Below are 24167 nucleotides of genomic sequence, written 5' to 3' on the forward strand. Positions count from 1 at the left end.
GGCCCCAGTAAGTCCCGGCGGGGGCGACCGTCCATCGCAGGACGGGACCACACCGAACGCCACCGACGACCCCGCTCCCGCGCTGCGGTCCGCGGTGGGTACCTTCTTGACGCTCCATCGCCTCCGGCCGGTATGTACGTCGCAGACCGGACCTGGCCGGAACTCGGCGAGTACGTCGCGGAGGAATCGGTCGCCCTGATCCCGCTCGGCTCGACCGAGCAGCACGGCCCGCACCTCCCGCTCGCGACCGACCACCTCATCGCGGAGGGCCTCGCGCGCGAGGCCGCCGACCGGACGGGATACCTCTGCACGCCGACGGTGAACGTCGGCGTCAGCCCGCACCACCGGCAGTTCCACGGCACGATGTGGATCGACCCGCCGCAGTTCCGCGACTACGTCGAGTCGCTGACGCGGAACCTCGCGTACCACGGGATCGACCGCGTCGTCTACGTCAACGCCCACGGCGGCAACGTCGACCACCTGCGGGAGGTCGGCCGCCGCCTCCGCGACGACGGGACGATGTACGCGATCGAGTGGATGTGGGACGAGTCGATCCCCGATCTGGTCGAGGAGGTCTTCGAGCACAACGGCCCCCACGGCGGCCCGAAGGAGACGGCGATGATCCAGCATCTGGCCCCCGATCTGGTGCGCGAGGACCGCCTCGAAGCCGCGCGGGACGGCGGCCTCGCCGACGTCGAGACCGCGGAATTCCTCCAGAAACACGGCGCGCGGACGTTCTACGACGCGATCGAGAACTCCGAGAACGGCGTCTTCGGCGATCAGACGGACGCGACCGCGGAAATCGGCGAACGGCTCTTCGAGGCCGCGACGGAGCAGTTGGTCCGACTGCTGGAGTGGCTCGACGAACAGCGCCTCGACGACCTGCTGGCGCCGGCGCACGTGGATCCGCAGCCGGGCAGTCGGCGGGAGTAGAAGCGAAGCCAGCGATCAGAAGGGGTCCGAATCCGATTCGTCGACGTCGAAGTCGCCCTCACCGTCGGGGAACGACGCGAACGCGTCGCGGAAGTCGTCGTCGCTCAGGTCCGCCAGCGTGTCGTCGAGATCCTCGCGGATCTCCTCCATCCGCTGTGTCAGCTCCTGGTACTCGGATTCGTTCTCGACGGCGACGTCGGGCGCGGATTCGAGGGCGGCCTTCTTCGAGGCGAGCCGGAAGAACTCCTGGGAGCGCTCGTCGTAGTTCGCCCGGCGGAGGAGGACCTCGACGAGGCTGTGGAGGTCGTCCTGGGTGACGGGCTTGACGAGGTAGTCGTCGAAGGGCATCTCGACGATGTCGGTGTCGGGCTCGACCGCGGTGATCATCGCGACCTGCGCGTCGATGCCGCGGGCCCGGATCTCTTCGAGCACTTCGTCGCCCGTGAGGTCCGGCATCCGGCGGTCCAGGAGGACGATGTCGACGTCGTCGTCGACGAGTTCGAGCGCGGTCGTGCCGTCGGTCGCCGTCTCCACATCGTACGTATCCGAGAGATAGATGGCATAGAGTTCGGCCAAGTCAGGCTCGTCTTCGACGACGAGGATTCGGGGAGTAGCGCCGTCCATATCGGTCTATGTACCCCCTCGGAGCCCGCCGTCTAAATTCTTGCCCTACGTCCGTTCTCGCGAACAACTCTCCGAAACGCCCGAAATCGGGCGTTTCGGACGAAATTACGTCGTCGCGGGCGGGCGAGGCGCGCGGTCGCTGCCGAGCGATGGCCGTGGCGGTTTTGTCGTCGCCCTCCCAGGTACGGACGATGACGGTCTGGCTCCTGGGCGATCAGCTCTCTCCCGAGAGCGCGCCGCTCGCCGCGGCCGATCGCGTGCTCCTGATCGAAGCCCACGCCTTCGCCGACCGACGGCCGTACCACCCGCAGAAGCTCACGCTGGTCTTCAGCGCGATGCGGCACTTCCGGGACGAGCTCCGCGAGCGCGGCTACGAGGTCACCTACCTCCGCGCGGAGACATTCGGGGAGGCGCTCGACCGCTACTTCGCGTCGAACCCCGGCGACGACCTCGTCGGGCTGGAGTCGCCGAGTCACGGCGCCGACGAGCGCCGACGGGAGCTCGTCGAGTCGCGCGGCGGCTCGCTGACGCTCGTCGAGAACGACCTCTTTCTGACGAGCCGCGACTTCTTCGACGAGTGGGCCGGTGACGGAGGCGGCGGGGATGGGGACGGCGGAGATGGAGACGGCGGAGGCGACGGAGCCAGCGGAGCCGCCGACGCGGACCGGACGTTCCGCCAGGAGCAGTGGTACCGCCACGTCCGCCGCGAGACGGGCATCCTGATGGACGGCGACGAGCCGGTCGGCGGGGCGTGGAACTACGACGACGAAAACAGGGAGACGCCGCCCCCAGAGTGGTCCCCGCCCGACGTCCCGCGGTTCGAGCCCGACGAGACGACCCGCGAGGTGCGGGCCTTCGTCGAGGAGCGATACGGCGACCACTGGGGCTCGGCGGAGCCGTTCGTCTGGCCGGTCACCCGCGAGGCGGCCCGACAGGCGCTCTCGCACTTCGTCTCCGTCAGGCTCCCGGAATTCGGCGCGTACCAGGACGCGATGCTCGACGGCGAGTGGGCGCTGTGTCACTCCCTGTTGTCGGCGGCGCTGAACCTCGGGCTGCTCCACCCGCGGGAGGTCGTCGAGCCGGCGGTCGAGGCCTACGAGTCGGGCAAGGCCCCGCTCAACAGCGTCGAGGGCTTCGTCCGCCAGGTGATCGGCTGGCGGGAGTTTATGCGACACGTCTACCGCCGGGCGATGCCGGAGCTCGCGACGGCGAACCAGCTCGATCAGACCGCGTCGCTGCCGCCGCTGTACTGGGACGGCGACACCGAGATGGAATGCCTCTCGGAGGCGGTCGGCCACGTCCGCGACCGCGGCTACGCCCACCACATCGAGCGCCTGATGGTGCTCGCGAACTTCGCGCTCGTCTACGGCGTCGACCCCGCGGAGCTGAACGAGTGGTTCCACCTCGGCTTCGTCGACGCCTACCACTGGGTGACGACGCCGAACGTCGTCGGGATGGGGACGTTCGGATCGGACGTTCTCTCCTCGAAGCCCTACGCCGGCTCGGCCAACTACATCGACGGGATGAGCGACTACTGCGGGGACTGCCGGTACGCGAAGACCAAGACTACCGGCGAGAACGCCTGTCCGTTCAACGCGCTCTACTGGGACTTCCTCGACCGCAACGAGGAGACGCTCCGCGGCACCGGCCGGATGGGACTGATGTACTCCCACGTGGACCGCAAGAGCGACGACGAGTGGGACGCGATCCGCGAGCGCGCCGCCGAGGTCCGCGAGCGCGCGGCGGACGGCGATCTGTGAGGCTTGTAAGGCGTGCGAGAACGGCGTGGCTCCCGCTCAGCGCGTGAAAATGAAGAATCGTGGTGAGAATCGACGGAACCGCCGACCGCAGTACCGCTACCGCTGTGTTGCGTTCTTACAGGCGCTGGAGGTTCGTCGCGCGCGGGCCTTTGTCGGCCTGCTCGATGTCGAACTCCACTTCCTGGCCTTCTTCGAGGTCCGGGCCGCCGACGTCCTCCATGTGGAAGAAGACGTCTTCCTCAGAATCCTCGCTTTCGATGAAACCGTAACCGCCTGTGTCGTTAAAGAACGCAACCGTACCTTTCGCCATTGCAATTGCCCTAACGAGAAGGCGATAAATAAGCTTTGTGACGCGGCCCCCGCCGCCGACCCCGGCCGGGGCTCACACCGCGACGCCGAGATACGCCGCCGCGGCCGTCGCGAAGACGCCGACAGCGAACAGGCCGTAGTTCGCGACGGCGTTGTCCGCGCGCCAGAGGCCGAGCGAGTAGGTCCGCCCGGACAGCGGCCACAGGAAGTTCACGCCCGCGGGCGTCAGCGCGTCGGCCGCGAGGTGGGCCACGACGGCGAGCGCGCCGATGACGAACCCCAGGGCCGCGATCGAGAGCCCGCCCGCGACGACCGCCGTCGAGAGCGGTTCGCTCGCGACCCCCGACAGCGCGGTTCCGATTCCGGCGAAGACGGCGCCGACGAGCGCGGCGAACGCCAGCGAGTGGGTCGGGCCGCGGTGGGAGATCCCCGGGATCTTGTGGTCGAGGTCGGGCAGCATCGCCAGCCAGAGCATCGCGCCGCCGGTGACGACCGCGAGATCGCCGCGGTCGATCGCCAGGAGGACGAACGCGACGGGCGCGAACACGAGCAGCGAGACGCCGTAGTGGCCCTTCCGATACACACCGGAGCGTCGTCGCGGGCGACCAAAAGCCCACGGGCTCTCGGTCCAGGCGCCGTCGGAGACACCGGGCCGAGGCGGCGGATGAGAAAGAGCGAAGTCGGCTCGTCGGCTACGTCGGAGCGTGATACACAACCTCGCACGCGACGTTCGCGCCTTCACCTCGAACGTCTTCCTCGTCACCGGCGAGACGACCGCTCTCGTCGACGCCGGGGCGAACTTCGACGTCGTCGAGCGGATCAGAGACCACAACGACGCCGTCGATCGGCTCTACCTCACGCACACCCACCCCGACCACGTCGAGAACGTCGCCGCGATCCGCGAGGCATTCGACGTCGAGACGTGGGGGTTCGACGCCGACAGCGAGTACGTCGACAACGCCGTCGCCGACGGCGACTCGGTGCCGCTCGGCGACGACGACTACAACGTCCTCCACACGCCCGGGCACAAGCCCGACCACGTCTGCCTGTACGCCCCCGCGACCGGCGTCTGCTTCGCGGGCGATCTGGTCTTCGAGAACGGGAGCTTCGGCCGGACCGACCTGGAGGGCGGCGACCGCGCGACGCTCGTCGAGAGCATCCGCAAGCTCCGCGAGGCGGTCGGCGACGACCTCAGCGCGCTCCACACGGGCCACGGGGGAAGCGTCGTCGAGGATCCGCTTTCGGACCTGGAGGTCGCCGAGCACGCGGCACAGATGGGCTGACTCGCTCGGCGCCGGACGTCCGTCACCGCGTCACTCGTCGGCGTCCTCGGGGATCTCCTCTGCGGGCCGCTCGTCGCTCTCGACGCCGAAGTACCCCGGCTCGTCGCCGACGGGGTCGTTGATCACCAGGTCGTCGGTGTGGGTCATCAGCCACGGAACCGTCCACCGGACGAGGTTCTCTTCGGTCTCGGGATCGAGTTCGACGTCGGGATCGAGCCCCTGGAGGAGCCGGGCGATCTCCGGGACGGTGTACATCAGGTCGGGATCGAGGATCTCCTCGGGCTCGTAGAGCCGGTACGGGTAGAGCGTCTCGAAGTCCGATTTGGGCCTGGGCATAGCCGGCCGTTCGCGCCGCGGCGCCAAAGAACCGACGAGTCGCGTCGGCGGGACGGGGGCTCCCTCCCCGCGAGCCGCTGCCAGACAGTATATGTGTCCGCCGTCCTCAGGTCGGGTATGCGAACTGTCGACGCCGCCGGACTGCCGATCGGTGACGAGCACCCGCCGCGGATTATGGGCGTGCTCAACGTCTCGAAGGAGTCCCCCTACGACCCGAGCGTCTTCGACGACCCCGGCGAGGCCGCCGCCTACGTCGACGAGGAGCTCATCGACCAGGGCGCCGATATCGTCGACGTCGGCCTCGAATCGGCGAACAAGCGCTTCGAGGTGCTCTCCGCGGAGGGGGAGCTCGAACGGCTCGAAACGGCTATCCAGACGATCGAGAGCGTCTCCGGCGAGGCCGTCTTCTCGATCGAGACGCGCTACCACGAGGTCGCCGAGGAGGCGCTCGACCGCGGCTTCGATATGGTGAACGACATCTGCGGCTTCGCCGATCCGGAGATGCCCCGCGTCTGTGCGGAGCGCGACGTCGCGGTCGCGAAGATGGCCTCGCCGCCGGACCTGACCCGGCCGGGCGCGATTGAGGACGTCGACGATATCTACGACGCGCTCTCGCTCAACGGCTTCACCGACAAGACGCTCGTCGACCCCGCCTTCGGCGGCTGGTCCGAGGACAAGACGCTAGCGGACGACCGCGAGACGTTCCGCCGGCTCCGGGAGTTCCGCGGCCTCGGCTATCCGATCCTGGTCTCCATCAATCGAAAGAACTTCCTCCGCGAGGTCGCCGGCCGCTCGACGGAGGAGGCGCTGCCGGTGTCGCTGGCGGCGACCTCGATGGCGGTCGAACGCGGCGCGCACGTGATCCGCACCCACGACGTCGCCGAGACGCGGGACGCCGCGCTGATCGGCCACGAATTCGCCCGCTCGCGCGTCCGCGAGCGCGGCGCCGGCGACGTCGCCGTCGAGGAACTGGACGTGACCGCGCCCGCCGAGGCGAGGCGCCACCTCGACCGACTGGGCGCTGCCGACGCCGCCGACGCCGCCCGCGACGCCGCGACCGGCGTGTTCGAGCTCGGCGGGCTCTCCGACGGCGACATCGGCGCGCTCTCGACCGCTGCGGCCCGCTCGGGAGCGACCGTGGTCGTCGGCGACGGCGGCGACGTCCAGGCCGCTCGCGGCGACGTGGCGCCCCGGAGCGACGGCGGAAGCGACTCGGGTCCAGACGGCCGGAGCGCGCTTCTGTTCGGGACGCCGCGGGCGCTCGCCGGGTTCCCCGACCGCGTCGACGACCGATCGGAAGCGTCCGACGGTCTGGCCGCGGCGCTCGATACGATCGCGGAGGCCGTCGAATGACCGGACTGCGCCCGGACCGCCGCCATCGTACCGACCGTATCACGGGAATTTCCGGGTCGATGTTTGATTCGGCGCGTCTCGCGCGTTTGAATGGACGTCCGCCCACTAAACTGCCGTCTGACGCCGTCACAGGGGGCGTCAGACGCCGCAGAACACGGGAAAGCTTATGACGGACCGTTCGGAACCGACCCAATGGAAGCCGGAAGGGCACGCGGGTAGGGGTACTTGGTGCCATTCCGGCTCGTACCGTAACGCCCGGGAGCGGTAGCTATGCGCTTCGAGACCTGGGAGCCGATCTACGAGGCGATCCTCCGCGACTTCGGGTACCCCCGCGAGGGCGACGAGCGCGCCAGAGGCGTCATCACCGAGTACGCGACGCCCTTCGACCTCGACCGACTCGACTGTGCGGGCCAGACCGTCGCCGTCGTCGGCGCCGCGCCCGGCCTCGCCGAGGAGGTCGACCGCGTCGCCGACGCCGACCGGATATTCGCGGCTTCGACGGCCGCGGACATCGTTCTGGATGCCGGCTACGACCTCGACTGCTTCGTCACGGACCTCGACAAGAACCCCGAGACGGCGGTGGAACTGAGCCGGGACGGGATCCCGGTCGCGGCCCACGCCCACGGCGACAACGTCGACCTCGTCGAGGCGTGGGTGCCGCGGTGCGACGCCGACCACGTGCTCGCGACGACCCAGGCCGCGCCCGTGGATTCGGTGTACAACTTCGGCGGCTTCACCGACGGCGACCGGGCGGCCTTCCTGGCCGACGCGCTCGGCGCGGCCGACCTCCGGTTCGTCGGCTGGGACTTCGACGATCCCGACGTGAGCGACGCGAAGGCGCGGAAGCTCCGGTGGGCCGAGCGCCTGCTCCACCTCCTCGAACGACGGCGGGGCGAGCGGTTCGCCGTTCTGGACGGACGCCGCGAGGGGATCGACCCGATCGAAGTCGGCGAGGGCTGATACTGACTACTCTCGTCTCACATCGCCGAGGGCCGCCCCCGTTGACGGCGCTCGCGGTAAAAAGTGGAGTAGGCATTACGGCGGTTCTGCCGACACGTTGACGGCGGGGGCGTCCCACCGGTCGGTATGCAGATTCACTGGCACCGCCGAGACCTCCGGGCGGCGGACAACCGGGCGCTTTCGGCCGCCGCCGACGCGGTCGAGTCTGACGCAGTCGGGGCCGACGCGACCGACGGTGAGTCGGGGGGCGTCGTCCCGGTCTTCGTCTTCGACGACGCGGTCCTCGACCACGCCGGCGCGCCGCGCGTCCGCTATCTGCTCGACGCGCTCGCCGAACTGCGGGCGTGGTACCGCGAGCGCGGCTCGGACCTCGTCGTCGTCCGCGGGGATCCGGCGTCGGTCATCCCGGACCTCGCCGAGGAGTACGACGCCGACCGGGTCGTCTGGAACAGGGACTACTCGGGGCTCGCCCGCGAGCGCGACGCCCGCGTGCGACGGGCGCTGAACGACCGCGACGTCGCCCGGGAGTCGTTCCACGACGCCATCTTCCACGAGCCGGGGTCGATCACGACGAACGAGGGCGAGCCCTACTCGGTGTTCACCTACTTCTGGAAGAAGTGGCGCGACCGCGAGAAGCCCGAGCCCCTCGACGCGCCCGCCCCCGACGCCCTCGTCGACATCGACGGCGACGAACTGCCGACGATTCAGGAACTCGGCTTCGACGAGCCGGAGGCCGACGTCCAGTCCGCCGGCACCGACGCGGCGCGCGAGCGGCTCCGGGCGTTCTGCGAGGACGGCATCTTCCGGTACGAGGACGACCGGGACTACCCGACTCGCAACGCGGTCTCGCGGCTCTCGACGGACCTGAAGTTCGGAACGATCGGGATTCGCGAGGTGTACGAGGCGACCGCGACCGCCCACGAGCGAGCCGACGGCGACGAGGTCGACTCCGTCGAGGAGTACCAGTCCCAGCTCGCCTGGCGGGAGTTCTACGCGCACGTCCTCTTTTACAACCCCGAGGTGGTCACCGAGAACTTCCGGACGTACGAACGCGAGATCGAGTGGCGGAACGACCCCGAGGAGCTGCGGGCGTGGAAGGACGGCGAGACGGGCTATCCGATCGTCGACGCCGGGATGCGCCAACTCAAGCGGGAGGCGTATATGCACAATCGCGTGCGGATGATCGTCGCCTCGTTCCTCACGAAGGACCTCCAGATCGACTGGCGCGAGGGCTACGACCACTTCCGGATCCACCTCGCGGACCACGACACCGCCAACGACAACGGCGGCTGGCAGTGGGCCGCCTCCACCGGGACCGACGCCCAGCCGTACTTCCGGATCTTCAATCCGATGACGCAGGGCGAACGCTACGACCCCGACGCCGAGTACATCACCGAGTACGTGCCGGAGCTCCGCGGCGTCGAGCCAGACCTGATCCACGAGTGGCACGAGCTCTCACCGACTCAGCGGGCGAACGCCGCCCCCGAGTACCCCGAGCCGATCGTCGATCACAGCGAGCGCCGCGAGTCGGCGCTGGCGATGTTCGAGGCCGCACGCGGCGACGAGTGAGCCCGCCGCTGCTCCTACGGCCGAGAGGGTTCTCCGATATCGCTGCGATCGGAATCCGGCGCGTCCGCGCGTCTGTCGGCACCGCTCGTGGCCTGAGTCTCCGTTCCAATTCTGAGACGCTTCGCCGTGCGATCGCTAAGCAGTATTAGTTACCCTTGAGATGGTATCGGTGTGACACTCTGTGTCGTAGCCGCGTCTGACCGAATCCATCGATGCCGCTCCGAATCGGCGCGGCGGCTCTCGACGGCCGATCCGTGACGCCGATCGGTCGTGAGCGTCCGGCGCACACCGGCGACGACCCGGGGTAACTGAAATCAGTGACATACTTGTTACCACACCTCCCTGAATGTTTAACAGCGTCCCGAACGTGTGATGGAACGGAGGCTTACACTATGAGCTACGAACTCGATCCCCTTCCGTACGACTACGACGCGCTGGAACCGCACATCTCCGAGCAGGTGCTGACGTGGCATCACGACACGCACCACCAGGGCTACGTGAACGGCTGGAACAGCGCCGAAGAGACGCTCGAAGAGAACCGCGAGGCGGGCGACTTCTCCTCATCTGCGGGTGCGATCCGAAACGTGACCCACAACGGGTCGGGTCACATCCTGCACGACCTCTTCTGGAACTCGATGTCGCCTGAAGGCGGCGACGAGCCCTCGGGCGACCTCGCCGATCGCATCGAAGAGGACTTCGGCTCCTACGAAGCCTGGAAGGGCGAGTTCGAGGCCGCCGCGTCCAACGCGGGCGGCTGGGCGCTGTTGGTCTACGATTCGTTCTCGAACCAACTGCGCAACGTCGTCGTCGACAAGCACGACCAGGGCGCACTCTGGGGCTCCCACCCGATCCTCGCACTCGACGTCTGGGAGCACTCCTACTACCACGATTACGGCCCGGCCCGCGGCGACTTCATCGACAACTTCTTCGAGGTCGTCGACTGGGACGAACCCACCGCCCGCTACGAACAGGCCGTCGAACTCTTCGAGTAAGCGACGACTCGTACACCCCGACCATTTTTCGCGACGCCGCCGGGTAGCCGCGGCAATAGCTGAAATCCGTTTCTGAGTCTGGCGTAGTCTTATAACGGATCGCGAGGGATACACCCGTATGGCCCTCCGACTCGGTCAAGCGTTCGGTAACGGTATCAGACGGGTACTCACCCGAAGCGGCGGCGTGCTGTTCGTCGCGCTGCTCGCCATCCAGTTCCTGATTCAGGCGACGGCCAACACGCTCGTTCTCGGGTTCCTGCCCGAGGGGGCGCCGGCCGAGGCGACGCAGATGCTCGGGCTGACGCTGCCCGTCTCCGGCACGGTCGCGGCCGTGCTCTTCCTGCTCGTGATGGTCCTCAGTTCGGCGTACTTCGTGGCGATGGCACGGGGACTCGCACGCCCGATGCGCGAACTGGGGTCCTTCCCGTCGTCGCTCTACACCCGTCGGGTCGGCAGAGCCACCCTCTCGCTCATCGGCGGCGGCATCCTGGTCGGCATCGCCGTCTCGATCGGGCTGGCGTTCCTGATCCTCCCGGGCATCTACCTGGGCGCGTGCTTCCTCTTTTTCGCCTTCGAGGTGAGCATCGAGGACGAGCGCGCCATCGCAGCGATCAAGCGGAGCTGGACTCACTCGAAGGGGAACCGCCTGAAGCTGGCGGTCATCGTCCTCCTCGGCGGAGTCATCGGTGCGGTCGTCGGCGCGGTCGGCTCGGTGATCGACCTCGTCGGCTCGCCGGTCGCGAGCGAGGTCATCGTGAACGTCCTCAGCACCGTGCTCTTCATCGCCCTCTACGGGATTATGGCCGACGCGTACGTGCAGGTACTCGACGGCGACGGGGGCGGCCTCGGCGGCACCGGCACCGCGAACCCCGTCGACGGCGGCGTCGCGACCGACCGGCCCTGACGGCTGGAGCGCGTTCTTCCGATTCAGATTCCGATTTCGATTTCGATCCCCATCCGACACGTCGTTCGATCCAGCACCTCGATCCGAAACGCTCAGCCTCCCGGCCCGCCACACCTCGGACGTGACCGACACAGCCGACGACGGACGCGGGGGCGGGGCAGCGGACGACGGACGGACCGGCGTGTTCGTCGCAGAGACCGACGCCGAGCGGCGTGACGCCTTCGCCGTCCGGCGAGCGGTGTTCGTCGACGAGCAGGGCGTCGATGAGGCGATCGAGTACGACGACCACGACGAGCCCGGCGCCGACGCGACCCACTTCGTCGCGTACGACGACGGCGCGGCCGTCGGGGCGGCCCGGCTCCGCGCGGCGGACGAAACGACCGCGAAGGCCGAACGGGTCGCCGTCGCGGCCGACAGGCGCGGCGAGGGCTGGGGTCGAGACATAATGCGGACCGTCGAGGGGACCGCGCGCACGGAAGGGTTCGACCGACTCGCGCTCCACGCCCAGACGCGCGTCCGCGAGTTCTACGAGCGGCTCGGATACGACGCCCACGGCGAGGAGTTCGAGGAGGCTGGGATTCCGCACATCGAGATGTCGATCGGCCTCGACGACGCGTAGAGCTCTTTTACCGCTCTCGACGCGTCGTCCCGTCGCGAGCGTTTATATACGAATCCGCAGCCAGTGTCCTCGTGCTCTGAACGTCGCCCCGCGTCGGGCCGCGGGTGCTCGACACGTCGGCGCGGGACCGCGAGTGTCGACTGTCAGCCCCTACTCCAACTGCTTCGAGACGTACGGACCGTCCTGGTGGTAGCCGAGCTTCTCGCGGTAGTACTGGCGCGCGCCGATCCCGGAGATGATCGCCAGCGAGTCGTAGCCGGCGTCGGCGGCGAGCTCCTCCGCCCGGCGGACGAGCCGGCGGCCGTAGCCCCGGTGCTGCCACTCGCCTTGGCCGCTGCCGATGCCGGCCTCGCTCCCGTAGACGTGGAGTTCGCGGACGACGGCCGCGTCCGCCAGTTCCCGTCGGACCGGGTCGTTCGGGAAGCGGAGCCGACAGAACCCCACGAGGAGGTCCTCGACGGGGTCTTCGAACGCCAGGAAGTGCTCCGTCCCGCCGGCGACCTCGTAGGTTTTCACACCGAGTTCCACCCGCTCGGGGTCGGGGTCAGCGTCGTTCATCCCGGCCTCGCGGGCGCGGATGTCGCGGATCTCGATGCCCTTCTCCTCGGCGCGCTGTTCGGCCAGCTGCCGGAGGTTCGACTTCCAGACGCCGGCGTCGATGAAGTCCGCGGGGATGTCGCGCTGGACGCGCTGGAGGCGGGTGTACTCGGGGATCATCCCCATCACCTCGCTGATGATCTCCGCGGCCTCCTCGTTGCCGAGCGGCTCGAACTCGTCGCGGCGCCACTGGTCGTAGACGCGCGTCCCGCGGACGACGAGCGTCGGGTAGATCTTCAGGTAGTCGGGCCGGTACTCCTCGCGCTCGAACAGCTGCCGGAAGTCCTCGAGGATCATCTCCTTCGTCATCCCCGGCTGGCCCGGCATCATATGGAAGCCGACCTTGAAGCCCGAATCGCGGAGCCGGCGGTTGGCGTCGATCGATGCCTGGACGCCGTGGCCGCGGTGCATCTCCCTGTTGATGCGCTCGTAGGTCGTCTGGACGCCGACCTCGACCTTCGTCGCGCCGAGGTCGAGCATCCGGTCGATCTGTTCGGGGTCGCACCAGTCGGGCTTGGTCTCGAAGGTCGTCCCGATGTTCCGGATGTCGGCAGTCTCGTTCTCGGCGATGACGTCTTCGAGGTAGCGGAACTCGACGTCCTCGGGGTCGGGCTTGAACGACTGCTCTTCGGCCGGCTCCGGTTCGGCGTCCAGATCGTAGTCGTTCAGCGCCTCCAGCGCGCGCTTGACGAACCACTCCTGATAGTCGTGACTGCGGGCGGTCATCGTCCCGCCCATCAGGATCAGTTCGACCTTGTCAACCGGGTGGCCGATGTGTCGGAGCTGTTCGAGCCGCAGCGTCACCTGTCCGTACGGGTCGTAGTCGTTCTGCTCGCCGCGGGCGGCCGCGGGCTCGTGACCCGTGTACGACTGCGAGGAGTCGAACTCCGAGGCCGGCCCGCCGGGGCAGTAGAGGCACTTCCCGTGCGGGCACATATGCGGCGAGGTCATAATCGCCACCGGCGAGACGCCCGAGGCGGTCCGGACGGGCTTTCGGCGGACGACTTCTTTCACCTCCTCGCGTCGGCCCTCGGGGGCGTGCTGGAGGATCTCGACGTTCTTGGGGACCTTCGGCGAGGAGTGTTCCGAGCAGGCGTCGAGCTTCGCCGACTCCAGGCTCTCGCGGTCGACCTCGCCGTCGAGGATGCGCTCGACGAGGTCCTCGCAGGTCCGCCGGAAGGCGTCGCTCTCGGTCGGGTCGGACTCGCCGTCGCTCTCGGCGTCCGTACTCACGCGCGGATCACCGCCGAGCGTCCCAGCGACCGTCTCATTACGCTGTTCTCGTCCGGTTTCGGGGTTAAGCGTGTCGCTCCCGGTCGTCGGGAGCGCGAAAACGAAACGCCGCCGCGGAGTCGGCTTACTGCTGGTCGACGACGGCGTCGACGACGGCGTCGACGACGTCCTCGCGGGCGCCCGAGAGGAACTCGATGCGGTTCTGTCGGACGCCGACGGCCGTGACGCCGCCCTCGGGGACGGCCTCACTCGCCGACCGCGCGGCCGTCCGGACGTTGACGTCGCCGTCGACGCGGACGAACAGCTCGTCGGTCGAGTAGACGACCGTCACCGCGTGGCCGTTCCGGCGGTGAAGCGCCGAGGCGAGCAGCGACGTCGGCGGGAAGTCGAACCGGTGGCTGTAGGAGTCCGCGTCGAGGACGCCGACGTCGACCCCCTCGACCGAGCGGGATTCGAGGTTCGCCTGCGCGGTCGCGACCTCGTCGTCGAGCTTGCTCCGGAACTGCTCGGAGACGTGACCCGCGAGCCCGCCGTCGTCCTCGAACAGGAGGTCGGTGATGAGCTCGCGCTTGTCCTGGTAGGACTGGTAGTACGCCTCCAGCGCGATGGCCTCCCGGAGCTCACGCGTCCGGTCGGCGTCGTAGCCGGCCTCCGCGGCGAGGTCGACGTACGCCCCGGGCGCGTCGTCCCAGTAGCTCACCGCCGGGAGGTGTGCGAGATCGCCGGTAATGTCGTCGTTGACGGCCGACGCGAGGTTCGCGCCGAGCGCGCCGGTCGAGAGGTCCGAGGCGTCCGTCTCGGTGAGGCTCGGCGAGACCAGGACGCTCGCCTCGTCGACGACTTCCGTGTCGACCTCGTCGGCGTCGACCACGACGCGCGAGGCGCCGTAGACGCCGAGCAGGCCGAGGCCGTCGAGCGAGTCGGTCGTGCCGCCGACGCCGACGAGGACCACGAGCGGGAGCTTCTCGTCGTGGCGCTCGCTGTCCTGGAGCATCTGGGTCACGTCGTTCGTCGCGGCGTCCATCCCGTAGACGGGGTCGTCGAGCGGGCGGCGCGTGAAGAAGTGGTACTCGGCGTCGGCGCGGGCGTGCTCGTCGCGGATCAGCGGGAGGACGGCGCGCTCGACGGCCGCGCCGGCGACGTATCCATCCGCGGTGGCGGCGTGGCGGACCACGATCGGCCGCGACTGGAGGACCGCCGTTCGGATAGCCTCCGCGGCGTCGGCCAGCTGGTCGGTGACGGCCGCGACGGCGTCGTGGTCGGCCAGCGGCTCGACGGAGTCGGGACGGGCGCGCTCGGCGAGCGCGTCGACGAGGCGCTGTTCGACCGCCTCGGCGTCCTCGTCCGTGAGCTCGGTGAGTTCTTCGGTCTCGACCTGCAGTTCGCCGCGGCGGAGCTCGACCTCGCCGTCGAGGCGGACGACGTCGCCCTCCCCGATCTCGGGGTAGGCGCGGACGCCGGCCTCGACGAACGCGGCGCAGTCGACCACGGCGGTCTCGTCGCGGACCTCGAAGATCGTCGGGCCGCCGGTCTGGCGCGCGCCGACGATCTCGCCCTCGATCCGGACGCGGTCGCCGACCCGGTCGCCGAGGGAGTCGATCGCGACGCGCTCCGGCGGCTCCTCGGCCGCGTCCGCTTCGGCGTCGGATTCCTGGGCGCTTTCGGTCTCGCTGGCCTCTTCGGCCTTGGCCGCCGTCGACGCTGCGGCGCCGGCCGCCGCGACCTCCGCGGCGTCCGCGGCGTCGTCCGCCGTCGTCTCCGCGGGCTCTTCGGACGATTCGGAACCGGAGTCGGCCTCGGCGTCGGGCTCGGAGTCAGTGTCGGCCTCGGACGCCTCCGCCGCCGCCCCGCCGCCGACGCCGCTTTCGGTCTCGGCGGACTCGGTGCCGTTCGTGGCGCGGGACTTCGTCGAGACGCCCTTCGGCGTCTTCTTCACCGGCTCGGGGCCGTCGTCTTCGGCCTCGATCGGCTCGCCGTCGGCGTCGCCGTCGGGGTCGTGGACGCGGGCCCCGCGGAACTCCGACTCGGACTGGCGGATCGACCAGCCGAGGTCGATGTTGCCGTTGCTCCTGACGTTCTTCACCTGGACGAACACCGTATCGCCCGACTCCCAGTCGAGGCTCTCGAGCCGCTGGTCGAGTTCGCTCCGGTGGAGGAGGCCGGTGACGCCCGGCGCGAGGTCGACGAACACGCCGAAGTCGGCGAACCCGTCGACCGTTCCCTTGTAGAACCGCCCCGGCGTGAGCTGCTCCGGCGAATCGCCTCTGAAATCAAACCAAACGTCCTCGTCGTGCGTAATCCAATCCATTGCAAGAGTCAAATGTGCCACGACTAAAACGATTGTCGAATCCCGCTCGCCCGGGGGAGCCGCGAGATCGGCGGGGGCGCGGGGAGCGTCCGCCGCTCAGATCAGCCCGAGCGCCAGGAGGATCGCCTCCCCCGCGTCGATGCCGCCGAAGACGGTTCCGAAGAGCAACATCGCCGGAATCGCGCCGGCGAGGGTCGCTCGCGCGGCCGACGTCCCGTGGACGACGCGGAGGCCGACGACGAGCAGCGCGGCCCCGTAGAGCGCACAGCCCGCGCGGACCGCGGGAATCGGCACGCCCGCGACGACGCAGGGCGCGGCCGCGTAGGCGATCACCTGGACGGTCTCGCTGACGCCCGCCCGGTCCTCGACGACGAGGATCAGGAGGACCGTCTGGAGCGCCGCGGTGAGGTGGAGCGTCGCCGGCGCGACGACGAGCGCGACGGCGGCGAGCGCGACGAACGCGGAGACGGCCGGCCCGCCCGCGAGGTCGGGGATCCGCGCGGGGACGAACGCGAAGAGGCCGACGGTGTACCCGAGGGCGACGACGACCGCGAACACGAGGCCGGGGGCCTGATCGCCGGGCGCGACGCCGTGCGCGAAGAACTGCCGGGGTCGGAGGAGGACTTCGAGCCAGGCGCGGGCGACGGCGCGCGGACCGCGGTCGCGGCCGCCCTCCGGATCGGCTACCCAGGTGGTCACGTTGCTTCTGTTAGTCGCGCCGGAGGGTATGACAGTTCCGGCAGCGCGCCTCGTAGGACTCCTCGGCGCCGACGACGATCGTCGGATCGTCGACGTGGGCGGGCTCGCCGTCGACGAAGCGCTGATTCCGCGTCGCGGGCTCGCCGCACTGCGCGCAGATCGCCTGGAGCTTGTCGACGTACTCCGCGACGGCCATCAGCTGCGGGAGCGGCTCGAACGGCTCGCCGCGGTAGGTCTGGTCGATGCCGGAGACGAGCACGCGCCGGCCGTCGTCGGCCAGCCGCTGGCAGACGTCGACGAGCTCGGGACCGAAGAAGTTCGCCTCGTCGATCGCGACGACGTCCTGGCCGTTCAGCGACTCGCGGATCTCCCAGACGCCGTCGCCCTCGCTGGGGACGACGGTCGCCTCCCACTGGCGGCCGACGTGGGAGCCGACGGTGGTCTCGCCGTAGCGGTCGTCGACCGCGGGCTTGAACACCGCGACCTCCTGGCCCGCGATCTCCGCGCGTCGGAGCCGGCGGAGGATCTCCTCGGTCTTCCCCGAGAACATCGAGCCCGTGACGACCTCGATCCAGCCGCTGTTCGTGATCGCGTGCATACCTCCTCCGAGCGCGGGCGAGGGGCAAAACCGTTGTTCATTCGCCCGCCGGCGGAACCCCGGCGGCCGTTCGCCGACCCCGTCGAGCACCAGCACCAATTTCTAAACGGCGCCTGTCGTACCCACGCGTATGCAGGTCGTCTTCCACCTCTCCAGCGGCGACGTCGACGACTGGCGCCACGCGCTCGGGAACGTCCGGAACCTCCTCGCGGACGACACCGCAGACGTCGACGACGTCGTCCTGCTCGTCAACGGCGACGCGATCCGGGCCGTCGAGGCAGGCTCGCCGGTCTCGACGGAGGTCCGCGCCCTCGGGGAGACGCCGGTCCGCTGCCTGGGGTGTCGGAACTCCGTTTCGAGCCGCGATATGGCGGCGACGGACCTGCTGGCGAACGTCGACCTCGTCCCCTCCGGCGTCGGCGAACTCGCACGTCTCCAAGACGAGGGCTACGCGTACCTCAAAGTTCCCTGAGCCGCGGGTCGCGCGGGTGTTCGCGGCGGCGGCGCGTCGCAGCGAGCCGTCGCCGTCCGGCCAGCCGGATCGCCGCGAGTCGCCACTGTCTCCAGTATAATCAGTGTTGATACTCACACACACAGCTTGAAATGGCTGCGACGGCCCACCCGGGGTAATGGCACAACGAGCCCGCACCCCCGAGAACGCACCGCTCGCTGAGGAGGCAACGCTCGCGCCGGAGGTCCCGGCGGACGCGAGCGACGCAGAACGGTACCGCGCCGAGCGGGACCACTGGCGACACCTCTTCAGGGAGCTGGTCGATCGGTTCCCCGACCCCGCGTTCACCGTCGACCGCGACGGCCGCGTCGCCCAGTGGAACCAGGAGAACGAGTCGTTCATCGGCATCTCGTCCGACGAGGCGGTCGGCGAGTCCGCCTACGACCTCGTCGGCACCGAGAGCGCGAGCGAGACCCTCGCGGAGAAGGTGATGGAGTCCGGCGAGTCCGTCCGGGAGTCGGAGATCCGCTCGGGATCCCACGCCGACGGCAGCGACTGGCACATCCGCGCGAAGAGCGTCCCGCTCCGCGGGCCCGACGGTGAGGTCGTCGGCGCCTTCGAGGTCGTGACCCGAGTGACTGACCTCGTCGAGCAGCGCCAGTCGATGCAGCGCGTCCAAGAGCAGGTCCAGCGGGACCTCGACGGGACCGTGAGCGACCTCGAACGGGCGTCCTCGCAGGTGACAGAGAACGTGAACGTGATCGCAGAAGTCGCCGACGAGGAGGCCGAACACGTCAGAGACGTCGACGACGAGATCCAGACGTTCAGCGCGACGACCGAGGAGGTCGCCGCCAGCGTCGAGACGATTTCGACGCAGAGTTCCGAGACCGCAGAACTCGCGACCGAGTCCGAGGAGTCGACGACCGAGTTGCTGGAGACGGTCGAGGACGTCGCGGACGCGAGCGACCGGATGGCCGGCGACGCCGAGGACCTCGCACAGCGTGTCGACGAGATCGACGACGTCGTCGCGGTGATCGACGACATCGCCGACCAGATCAACATCCTCGCGCTCAACGCCTCCATCGAGGCCGCTCGCGCGGGCGAGGCCGGAGAAGGCTTCGCGGTCGTCGCCGACGAGGTGAAGTCGCTGGCGACGGAGTCCAAGGAAGAGGCCGAGCGGATCGAGGGCCTCGTCGAATCGATCGCGACCATCGCCGCGGAGACGGTCGACGGGATCGAACAGACGACGAAACAGGTCGACGAGATCGAGTCCCAGATCGAGGCGGTGAACGCGAATCAGCGGGAGATCCAGGAGGCGATCGCGGACGTCTCCGAGCAGTTGGAACAGATCGCGACCGCGACCGACGAGCAGGCGACGAGCGCCGAAGATATCTCGGCGATGCTGAGTTCGACCGTCGAGGGCGTCGAACGCATCGCCGACGAGGTCGCCGAACTCGCCGCGGCGAACCAACAGCAGACCGATCAGGTCGCCGAGATCCGCCACAGCGTCGAGACCCTGGAGCGGAACCTCACGACCGCCGTCGACGAATAGCGCCCGCGCTCTGTTTTCTTCTGACAATAGACATTATGAGACGCATCACAGGAACGGGGTGGCGAGCGCCGCGGTGAGGCAACTGATCGCGAACCACCCGGCGAAGTTCCACCACGGGACCGCCCGGACGCGCGGCCCGCCGAGGTCGTCCAGGTACGTCCAGTATCCCTCCTCGACGCCGCGGTGGTCGGTCAGCACGTCGTAGGCGGTCGCGACGGTTCCGGCCGCGACCACGGCGAGCCAGCCGTCGGTCGCGAGGAGCGCGAGTCGGAACGCGAGGTAGATCGCCCCGGTCCACCCGAACAGGACGTAGAGGGGGACGCCGAGGACCTTCGGACCGAGGTGGTGTTCGAGCCAGCCGAGGGCGACGACGACCGCCTCGGCGACGAACGCGACCGCGGCGCCGCCCCCGAACAGGGCGATCGTCGCGGCGATCGGCCAGGTCGCCGCCGCGTGTGCGAGGGCCACGAGACCCACCGCGACGGTCGTGGCGACGAAGGTGCGACCGCTCGTCATACCGACGCCTTCGGCGACCACCGGAAAAACGGTTGGTGGTCGACGGCCGCGAGCGGCTCGGGCCGAGTCTGCGGTTCCCCTCGGCTACGCGAGAGAGAGGAGCCACACGATGAGCGCAACGGTCCCGGCGGTGCCCGTCGCCGCACCGTTCGACAGCCCCTGCTCGTGTCGGAGCCCGGCCCGCCAGACGAGCCCGGACCACAGCGACGTCGCCCCGGTCACGAGCGGTTGCCAGCGGACCAGCGGCGCCAGGTCGGCCCGGATGCGCTCTGTCAGTACCGACGGATCGCTCTGGGTCGTGACGGTGATCGGATCGATCAGGACGAACAGGAGGCCGAGCCCGACGACGAGGCTCACGAGCGAGGGCACGAGCCCCCAGAGCGACACGGCCAACGACGTCGCGATGCCGCGCTCCCCGTCGAACAGCCTCGCTCCGGCGTGGAGCACGACGGCGACCAGGACGATCACGATCCCGATCCCGATGAGGACCGGTCCGATGAACTCCCCGACGGCGTCGGCGAGGAGCGCGTCGATGTTCCGTTCGACCTCCGCGGGCGCGTCGCAGCCCACGTCCATCGATTGGGGAGCGGTCTCGCAGAACTGTTCGGACGGTCGGCTGGGGTTGTCGACCATCACGGTGCCGTCGATCCGCGCCTGGAGGATCCGACCGACGGCCCAGACGCCCAGCGGGAGCGCAAAGACGTGGAGCGCGAGGAGGGCCAGCGTGTGCCCGACATTGACGTCGCGCTCGGCGAAGAACCGACCGGGACGGACGAGCGGCGTGACGGGGGACATCACCGGCACCTGCACGCCGCCGGCCGGAAAACGTTGGTATGACTACGATCCCAGTTTGAGTCACGGGCTCGAAAACCGCGGTGACGCCGAAGCGACGCGCCGACGCCGCACACGACGTCTGTCGGTCACTCCGCGGGTGCGGTGTCGGCCGTGACGACGTCGCCGCCGCTTCCGCCTTCAGTGTCGAGGGACGACCCGCGAACGGCGGCGACGAACGCCCCGAGGCCGAGCAGCAGAACGACGAGATCGACGAGGCCGCCGACGACGGGGAGCGCCCCGAGGACCGTCACCAGGACCACGCCGACGAGGAGCGCGGCCCAGCGGTTCGCGTAGTCGGCGAGCGACAGCGCCCAGGTCCCTACGGCGATCGCGCCGTAGACGGACGCGACCCACAGGACGATCGCGAAGGCGACGAGGCCCGCGAGCGACAGCGGGATGCCGACGATCGTGACGAGCAGGATCAGGAGGGCGATCGGGATCGCGACGATCGAGAGCAGGCCGATCCCGCCGCTGTGAAGCGGTTCGTCGAGGACCTCGTCGACGACGCGGCGGCCGAAGCCGGGGAGGGCGACGAGCAGGACCGCCCCGAGGAGGAGGTTCGCGACCGCGCCGTAGACCGTCCCGACCCAGCCGGGGATCGTCGGCAGCGAGGCGCCGCCCCCGCCGAACACATCGGGGTCCTCGGTCGAGAGGTCGTCCTCGCGCGTCACGCCGCCCGCGACGCTGGCGCCGTCGTCGATCGTCGCCGTCTCGGCGTCGTACGTCAGCGAGCCGCCGATCGAGGCGTTCGGACCGACGACGAGGGTGTCGGCGCCGACGGTGGCGTCGCCCCCGACGGCTCCGAGGAGCCTGACGTCGGCGGCGCCGGCTTCGAGCGCGCCGCCGATCCGGGCGCCCTCGCGGACTTCCAGGGACGCGGCGCCGACGTTGACGTCGCCCTCGACCGCGCCCTCGATGACGACGCTCCCGGCCGCGGCCTCGACGTCGCCCGTCACCCGTCCGGTGTCGGTTATGAGGACCGAGCCGGCCGCCGCGGAGACGTCGCCGCGGACCGTGCCGGCGACGACGACGCTCCCGGCCGCGGCCTCGACGTTGCCGTCGCGCGTCTCGCCCGCGTCGACGCGGACGACGCCGCCGAAGGAGCCGTCACTGCCCGGACCGGATCCGGGTTGCTGTGCGACCGCGACCGCGGGAAGCCCGCCGAGGACGACGAGCGCCGCGAGAACGACTACCAGCCGTGGATGGAGGCTCGACATCTGTGAACACGAGAGGGGGACCTCTCAACTCGACGATACAATAGGATAGATTATAAATGCTCGCCGTTCGGGTCGAGCGGTCGGGACTGCCGCCGCGCTGAGCTTTTTGCCGCTCCGGCGCGTGACCCCGCTATGGAGTACACGACACTCGGCGACACGGGCGTGACGGTCTCGAAGATCTGTCTCGGCTGTATGAGCTTCGGCGACATCGACTGGCGCGACTGGGTGCTCGACGAGGAGGAGGGCAAGGAGCTGGTCGACCGCGCGATCGAACTCGGCGTGAACTTCTTCGACACGGCGAATATGTACTCCGAGGGCGGCTCCGAGCGGGTGCTCGGCGACGCGCTTTCCGAGTACGACCGCGACGAGTTCGTCGTCGCCTCGAAGGTGTACTTCCAGATGGACGACGACGATCCGAACTCCGGCGGGCTCTCGAAGAAGGCCATCGAGCAGGAGCTCGACAACTCCCTGGATCGGCTCGGGATGGACACGCTGGACCTCCTCCAGATCCACCGCTGGGACTACGACACCCCGATCGAGCAGACGATGCGCGCGCTCGACGACGCCGTCCGGCGAGGCAAGGCCCGGTACCTCGGCGCGTCGTCGATGTGGGCCCATCAGTTCGCGGAGGCCCAACACGTCGCCGAACGGCAGGGGCTCACGCGGTTCTCGACGATGCAGAACCACTACAACCTCCTCTACCGCGAGGAGGAACGCGAGATGCTGCCGCTGTGCGACAAGCAGGACGTCGGCGTCATCCCGTGGTCGCCGCTGGCCCGCGGGTGGCTCGCGCGCCCCCACGAGCAGGCCCGCGCGACGACCCGCGGCGAGAACGACGACTACGCCCACCAGCACCCCTACCTGGAGGGCGGCGGCCGCGAGGTCAACGAGCGCGTCCAGGAGCTCGCCGAGGAGAAGGGCGTGAAGATGGCCCAGATCGGCCTCGCGTGGCTGTTCGAGGACGACCGCGTCGACGCGCCGATCGTCGGCACCACGAGCATCGAGCACCTCGAAGACGCGGTCGAGGCGCTCTCTATCGACCTCTCGGACTCCGAGGTCGAGTACCTCGAAGAGCCCTACGAGCCCGTCCGCGTCTCCGGCCACGAGTAGGCAGGTCGGGTCCGCGAGGCTGGCGAATCCGGTTCCCGATTCCCTATTCCCGATTTCCGGTCCCGATTTCTGATTCCCAATTCGATTCAGATACTCGACGTCACCCGGACGGGCCGGTCGCGACCGGCTCGGCGTCGCTCTCGTCACCGTTTGCGGCGGTGATCCGAACCACCGCGCGGGCCGCGACGAGCGCGATCGCGACCTCCGAGAGCCCGACGACGAGGAACGACGTGAGGTAGCCCGCCGCCGAGGTGGTGAGTCCGCCGAGCAGGAAGCCCGCCAGGAAGCCCAGGCTCCCGAAGACGTTGAAGCCGCCCATCGCCGCGCCGCGCTCCGCTGCGGCGGCCACGTCCGTGACGAGCGCCATCGTCGCGGGCGCGACCCCGGCCCCGAGCGACCCCACCGCGACCATCGCGGCGACGGCGACGACGACGTTCGGCGCGAGGCCGACGGCGACGATCCCGAGCCCGTAGCAGATCGAGCCGACCACGACCGGGATCGCCCGGCCGATCCGGTCCGAGAGCACTCCCGCGGGGTACTGCAACAGCGCGAACGGGACGAAGAACGCCGCGAGCGCCAGCCCCGCGCCCCCGGCGCTCAGCCCGAAGGCGTCGCGGAAGTAGTAGACCCCGACGAGCGCGAAGAAGCCGGCCGTCATCCGGTCGATGAAGCCGAAGGCGTACGGCACCGCGAGCGCGGGGCGCTCCCGGAGGCGGCCGAGCGCGTCGCCGACGCGGAGCCGGTCGGCGCTCGGCAGGTCCTCCGAGACGGTCAGGAACAGCGCCGCGACCGCGAGGAGGGTCGCCGCCGCCGCGTAGAGCGGATACAGCGGATCGGCGTCGGCGAGGCGGCCGCCGACCACAGACCCCAGCGCCGCGCCGAGGCCGATCGCGATGCCCGCGGCGCCCATATTCCGGCCGTTCCCGCCCGCGAGATCGGCGAGCGCGGTGATCGAAAGCGAGAACGCGCCGATCGTCGCGGCGCCGCCGACCAGTCGGACGAGGAGGACGCCCGCAAAGGGGAGGCCGAGCGTCGGCGCGGCCGCGAGCAGGAGGTAGCCGGCCGCGCCGCCGAGCGCCCCGGCGGCCGCGAGCGGCATCCGTCGCCCGAGCGCGTCGCTGGCGGCGCCCCAGACGCTGGCGAAGGCGACGAAGGCGGCGAACTCCGCGACGAGGAACCACATCCCCGCGCGGATGGCGCCGTCGCCGCCCAGGGCCGCGACGATATCCTCGACTCCCGGGTAGAGGAACACCTGCGAGACGAGCACGCCCCACACGCCGACGGCGAGCCGGATCCGCGTCCCGCGGCGAGTCACGCGCGCCGATAGACCCTCCGAACTGATAGCCGCGTCGTTTCGGCGTCCCCCGCCCGCAACGCCGAGAGAAACCCACTTAGCCGTCCCTCCGTTAT

The 24167-nt window shown here is 69.6% G+C and carries 24 protein-coding genes; 12 read left to right on the forward strand and 12 right to left on the reverse strand.

Going from position 1 to position 24167, the window contains the following annotated elements; translation table 11 throughout:
• The first annotated feature begins 132 nt into the window (after nt 1-132).
• Nucleotides 133-933 (forward strand): creatininase family protein, encoded by an 801-nt coding sequence (locus OS889_RS08320; RefSeq protein ID WP_372388948.1) that lies wholly within the window; start codon nt 133-135, stop codon nt 931-933.
• A gap of 15 nt (nt 934-948) precedes the next feature.
• On the opposite strand, the gene OS889_RS08325 is transcribed toward OS889_RS08320, so the two are convergent.
• Nucleotides 949-1557, reverse strand: coding sequence for a response regulator (locus OS889_RS08325; RefSeq protein ID WP_372388949.1), 609 nt, complete (start codon nt 1555-1557; stop codon nt 949-951).
• A 191-nt stretch (nt 1558-1748) separates the two neighbouring features.
• On the opposite strand from OS889_RS08325, the gene OS889_RS08330 reads away from it, so the two are divergent.
• Complete coding sequence (locus OS889_RS08330; RefSeq protein WP_372388951.1) at nt 1749-3317, forward strand: cryptochrome/photolyase family protein; 1569 nt, start codon at nt 1749-1751, stop codon at nt 3315-3317.
• A 115-nt stretch (nt 3318-3432) separates the two neighbouring features.
• On the opposite strand, the gene OS889_RS08335 is transcribed toward OS889_RS08330, so the two are convergent.
• Both OS889_RS08335 and OS889_RS08340 read right to left on the reverse strand, forming a co-directional pair.
• Entirely contained in the window at nt 3433-3627 is a 195-nt protein-coding gene (locus OS889_RS08335) for a cold-shock protein (RefSeq protein ID WP_011571141.1), read from the reverse strand.
• 72 nt (nt 3628-3699) lie between these two features.
• A complete protein-coding gene (locus OS889_RS08340; protein ID WP_372388954.1) occupies nt 3700-4209 on the reverse strand; it encodes a metal-dependent hydrolase in 510 nt (169 codons plus the stop codon).
• 121 nt (nt 4210-4330) lie between these two features.
• Between OS889_RS08340 and OS889_RS08345 the strand changes: the two genes are divergently transcribed.
• A complete protein-coding gene (locus OS889_RS08345) occupies nt 4331-4909 on the forward strand; it encodes an MBL fold metallo-hydrolase (protein WP_372388956.1) in 579 nt (192 codons plus the stop codon).
• Between the two features lie 30 nt (nt 4910-4939).
• On the opposite strand, the gene OS889_RS08350 is transcribed toward OS889_RS08345, so the two are convergent.
• Entirely contained in the window at nt 4940-5245 is a 306-nt protein-coding gene (locus OS889_RS08350; protein ID WP_372388959.1) for a DUF5827 family protein, read from the reverse strand.
• A 117-nt stretch (nt 5246-5362) separates the two neighbouring features.
• Here OS889_RS08350 and OS889_RS08355 point away from each other — a divergent pair, with 117 nt between their 5' ends.
• From OS889_RS08355 to OS889_RS08380, 6 genes are all read left to right on the forward strand, one after another.
• Nucleotides 5363-6598, forward strand: a complete 1236-nt coding sequence (locus OS889_RS08355) for a dihydropteroate synthase (RefSeq protein ID WP_372388961.1) — start codon at nt 5363-5365, stop codon at nt 6596-6598.
• 270 nt (nt 6599-6868) lie between these two features.
• A complete protein-coding gene (locus tag OS889_RS08360) occupies nt 6869-7558 on the forward strand; it encodes a 6-hydroxymethylpterin diphosphokinase MptE-like protein (RefSeq protein ID WP_372388963.1) in 690 nt (229 codons plus the stop codon).
• Between the two features lie 126 nt (nt 7559-7684).
• Nucleotides 7685-9127 carry a cryptochrome/photolyase family protein gene (locus tag OS889_RS08365; RefSeq protein WP_372388966.1) on the forward strand — a complete coding sequence of 481 codons (1443 nt, stop codon included), beginning with the start codon at nt 7685-7687 and terminating at the stop codon, nt 9125-9127.
• A 392-nt stretch (nt 9128-9519) separates the two neighbouring features.
• Nucleotides 9520-10119: a superoxide dismutase [Mn] gene (gene sod, locus OS889_RS08370; protein ID WP_372388969.1), complete on the forward strand. Its 600-nt coding sequence runs from the start codon at nt 9520-9522 to the stop codon at nt 10117-10119.
• A 118-nt stretch (nt 10120-10237) separates the two neighbouring features.
• Nucleotides 10238-11023 carry a DUF7847 domain-containing protein gene (locus tag OS889_RS08375; protein ID WP_372388972.1) on the forward strand — a complete coding sequence of 262 codons (786 nt, stop codon included), beginning with the start codon at nt 10238-10240 and terminating at the stop codon, nt 11021-11023.
• A gap of 121 nt (nt 11024-11144) precedes the next feature.
• Nucleotides 11145-11642 (forward strand): GNAT family N-acetyltransferase, encoded by a 498-nt coding sequence (locus OS889_RS08380; RefSeq protein ID WP_372388974.1) that lies wholly within the window; start codon nt 11145-11147, stop codon nt 11640-11642.
• 150 nt (nt 11643-11792) lie between these two features.
• On the opposite strand, the gene OS889_RS08385 is transcribed toward OS889_RS08380, so the two are convergent.
• The 4 genes from OS889_RS08385 to OS889_RS08400 form a co-directional block, all read right to left on the reverse strand.
• The gene (locus OS889_RS08385) at nt 11793-13472 is read right to left on the reverse strand and encodes a tRNA uridine(34) 5-carboxymethylaminomethyl modification radical SAM/GNAT enzyme Elp3 (protein WP_372388976.1); all 1680 of its coding nucleotides are present in this window, start codon (nt 13470-13472) and stop codon (nt 11793-11795) included.
• A 124-nt stretch (nt 13473-13596) separates the two neighbouring features.
• Nucleotides 13597-15780, reverse strand: a complete 2184-nt coding sequence (locus OS889_RS08390) for a DHH family phosphoesterase (RefSeq protein WP_372388979.1) — start codon at nt 15778-15780, stop codon at nt 13597-13599.
• 96 nt (nt 15781-15876) lie between these two features.
• Nucleotides 15877-16479 (reverse strand): YIP1 family protein, encoded by a 603-nt coding sequence (locus OS889_RS08395; protein WP_372388981.1) that lies wholly within the window; start codon nt 16477-16479, stop codon nt 15877-15879.
• A gap of 10 nt (nt 16480-16489) precedes the next feature.
• On the reverse strand, nt 16490-17077 hold the full coding sequence (locus OS889_RS08400) for a thymidine kinase (RefSeq protein WP_372388983.1): 588 nt from the start codon (nt 17075-17077) through the stop codon (nt 16490-16492).
• 130 nt (nt 17078-17207) lie between these two features.
• Here OS889_RS08400 and OS889_RS08405 point away from each other — a divergent pair, with 130 nt between their 5' ends.
• Nucleotides 17208-17549 carry a DsrE family protein gene (locus OS889_RS08405; RefSeq protein ID WP_372388986.1) on the forward strand — a complete coding sequence of 114 codons (342 nt, stop codon included), beginning with the start codon at nt 17208-17210 and terminating at the stop codon, nt 17547-17549.
• A gap of 157 nt (nt 17550-17706) precedes the next feature.
• Nucleotides 17707-19080: a methyl-accepting chemotaxis protein gene (locus OS889_RS08410; protein ID WP_372388988.1), complete on the forward strand. Its 1374-nt coding sequence runs from the start codon at nt 17707-17709 to the stop codon at nt 19078-19080.
• A 45-nt stretch (nt 19081-19125) separates the two neighbouring features.
• Here OS889_RS08410 and OS889_RS08415 read toward each other — a convergent pair whose 3' ends face one another.
• The 3 genes from OS889_RS08415 to OS889_RS08425 form a co-directional block, all read right to left on the reverse strand.
• A complete protein-coding gene (locus OS889_RS08415; RefSeq protein ID WP_372388990.1) occupies nt 19126-19596 on the reverse strand; it encodes a carotenoid biosynthesis protein in 471 nt (156 codons plus the stop codon).
• Nucleotides 19597-19680: 84 nt separating this feature from the next.
• Nucleotides 19681-20391: a YIP1 family protein gene (locus tag OS889_RS08420; RefSeq protein ID WP_372388992.1), complete on the reverse strand. Its 711-nt coding sequence runs from the start codon at nt 20389-20391 to the stop codon at nt 19681-19683.
• Between the two features lie 125 nt (nt 20392-20516).
• Nucleotides 20517-21647, reverse strand: a complete 1131-nt coding sequence (locus tag OS889_RS08425) for a bactofilin family protein (RefSeq protein WP_372388994.1) — start codon at nt 21645-21647, stop codon at nt 20517-20519.
• A 132-nt stretch (nt 21648-21779) separates the two neighbouring features.
• Between OS889_RS08425 and OS889_RS08430 the strand changes: the two genes are divergently transcribed.
• Complete coding sequence (locus OS889_RS08430; protein ID WP_372388997.1) at nt 21780-22757, forward strand: aldo/keto reductase; 978 nt, start codon at nt 21780-21782, stop codon at nt 22755-22757.
• A 100-nt stretch (nt 22758-22857) separates the two neighbouring features.
• Here the strand turns inward: OS889_RS08430 and OS889_RS08435 are convergent, their stop codons facing one another.
• Nucleotides 22858-24072, reverse strand: a complete 1215-nt coding sequence (locus OS889_RS08435; RefSeq protein ID WP_372388998.1) for an MFS transporter — start codon at nt 24070-24072, stop codon at nt 22858-22860.
• Between the last annotated feature and the right edge of the window lie 95 nt (nt 24073-24167).

Origin of the sequence: Halobellus sp. MBLA0158, from assembly GCF_041477585.1 — an archaeon.
In the GTDB taxonomy this organism is placed as follows: domain Archaea; phylum Halobacteriota; class Halobacteria; order Halobacteriales; family Haloferacaceae; genus Haloquadratum; species Haloquadratum rubicundus.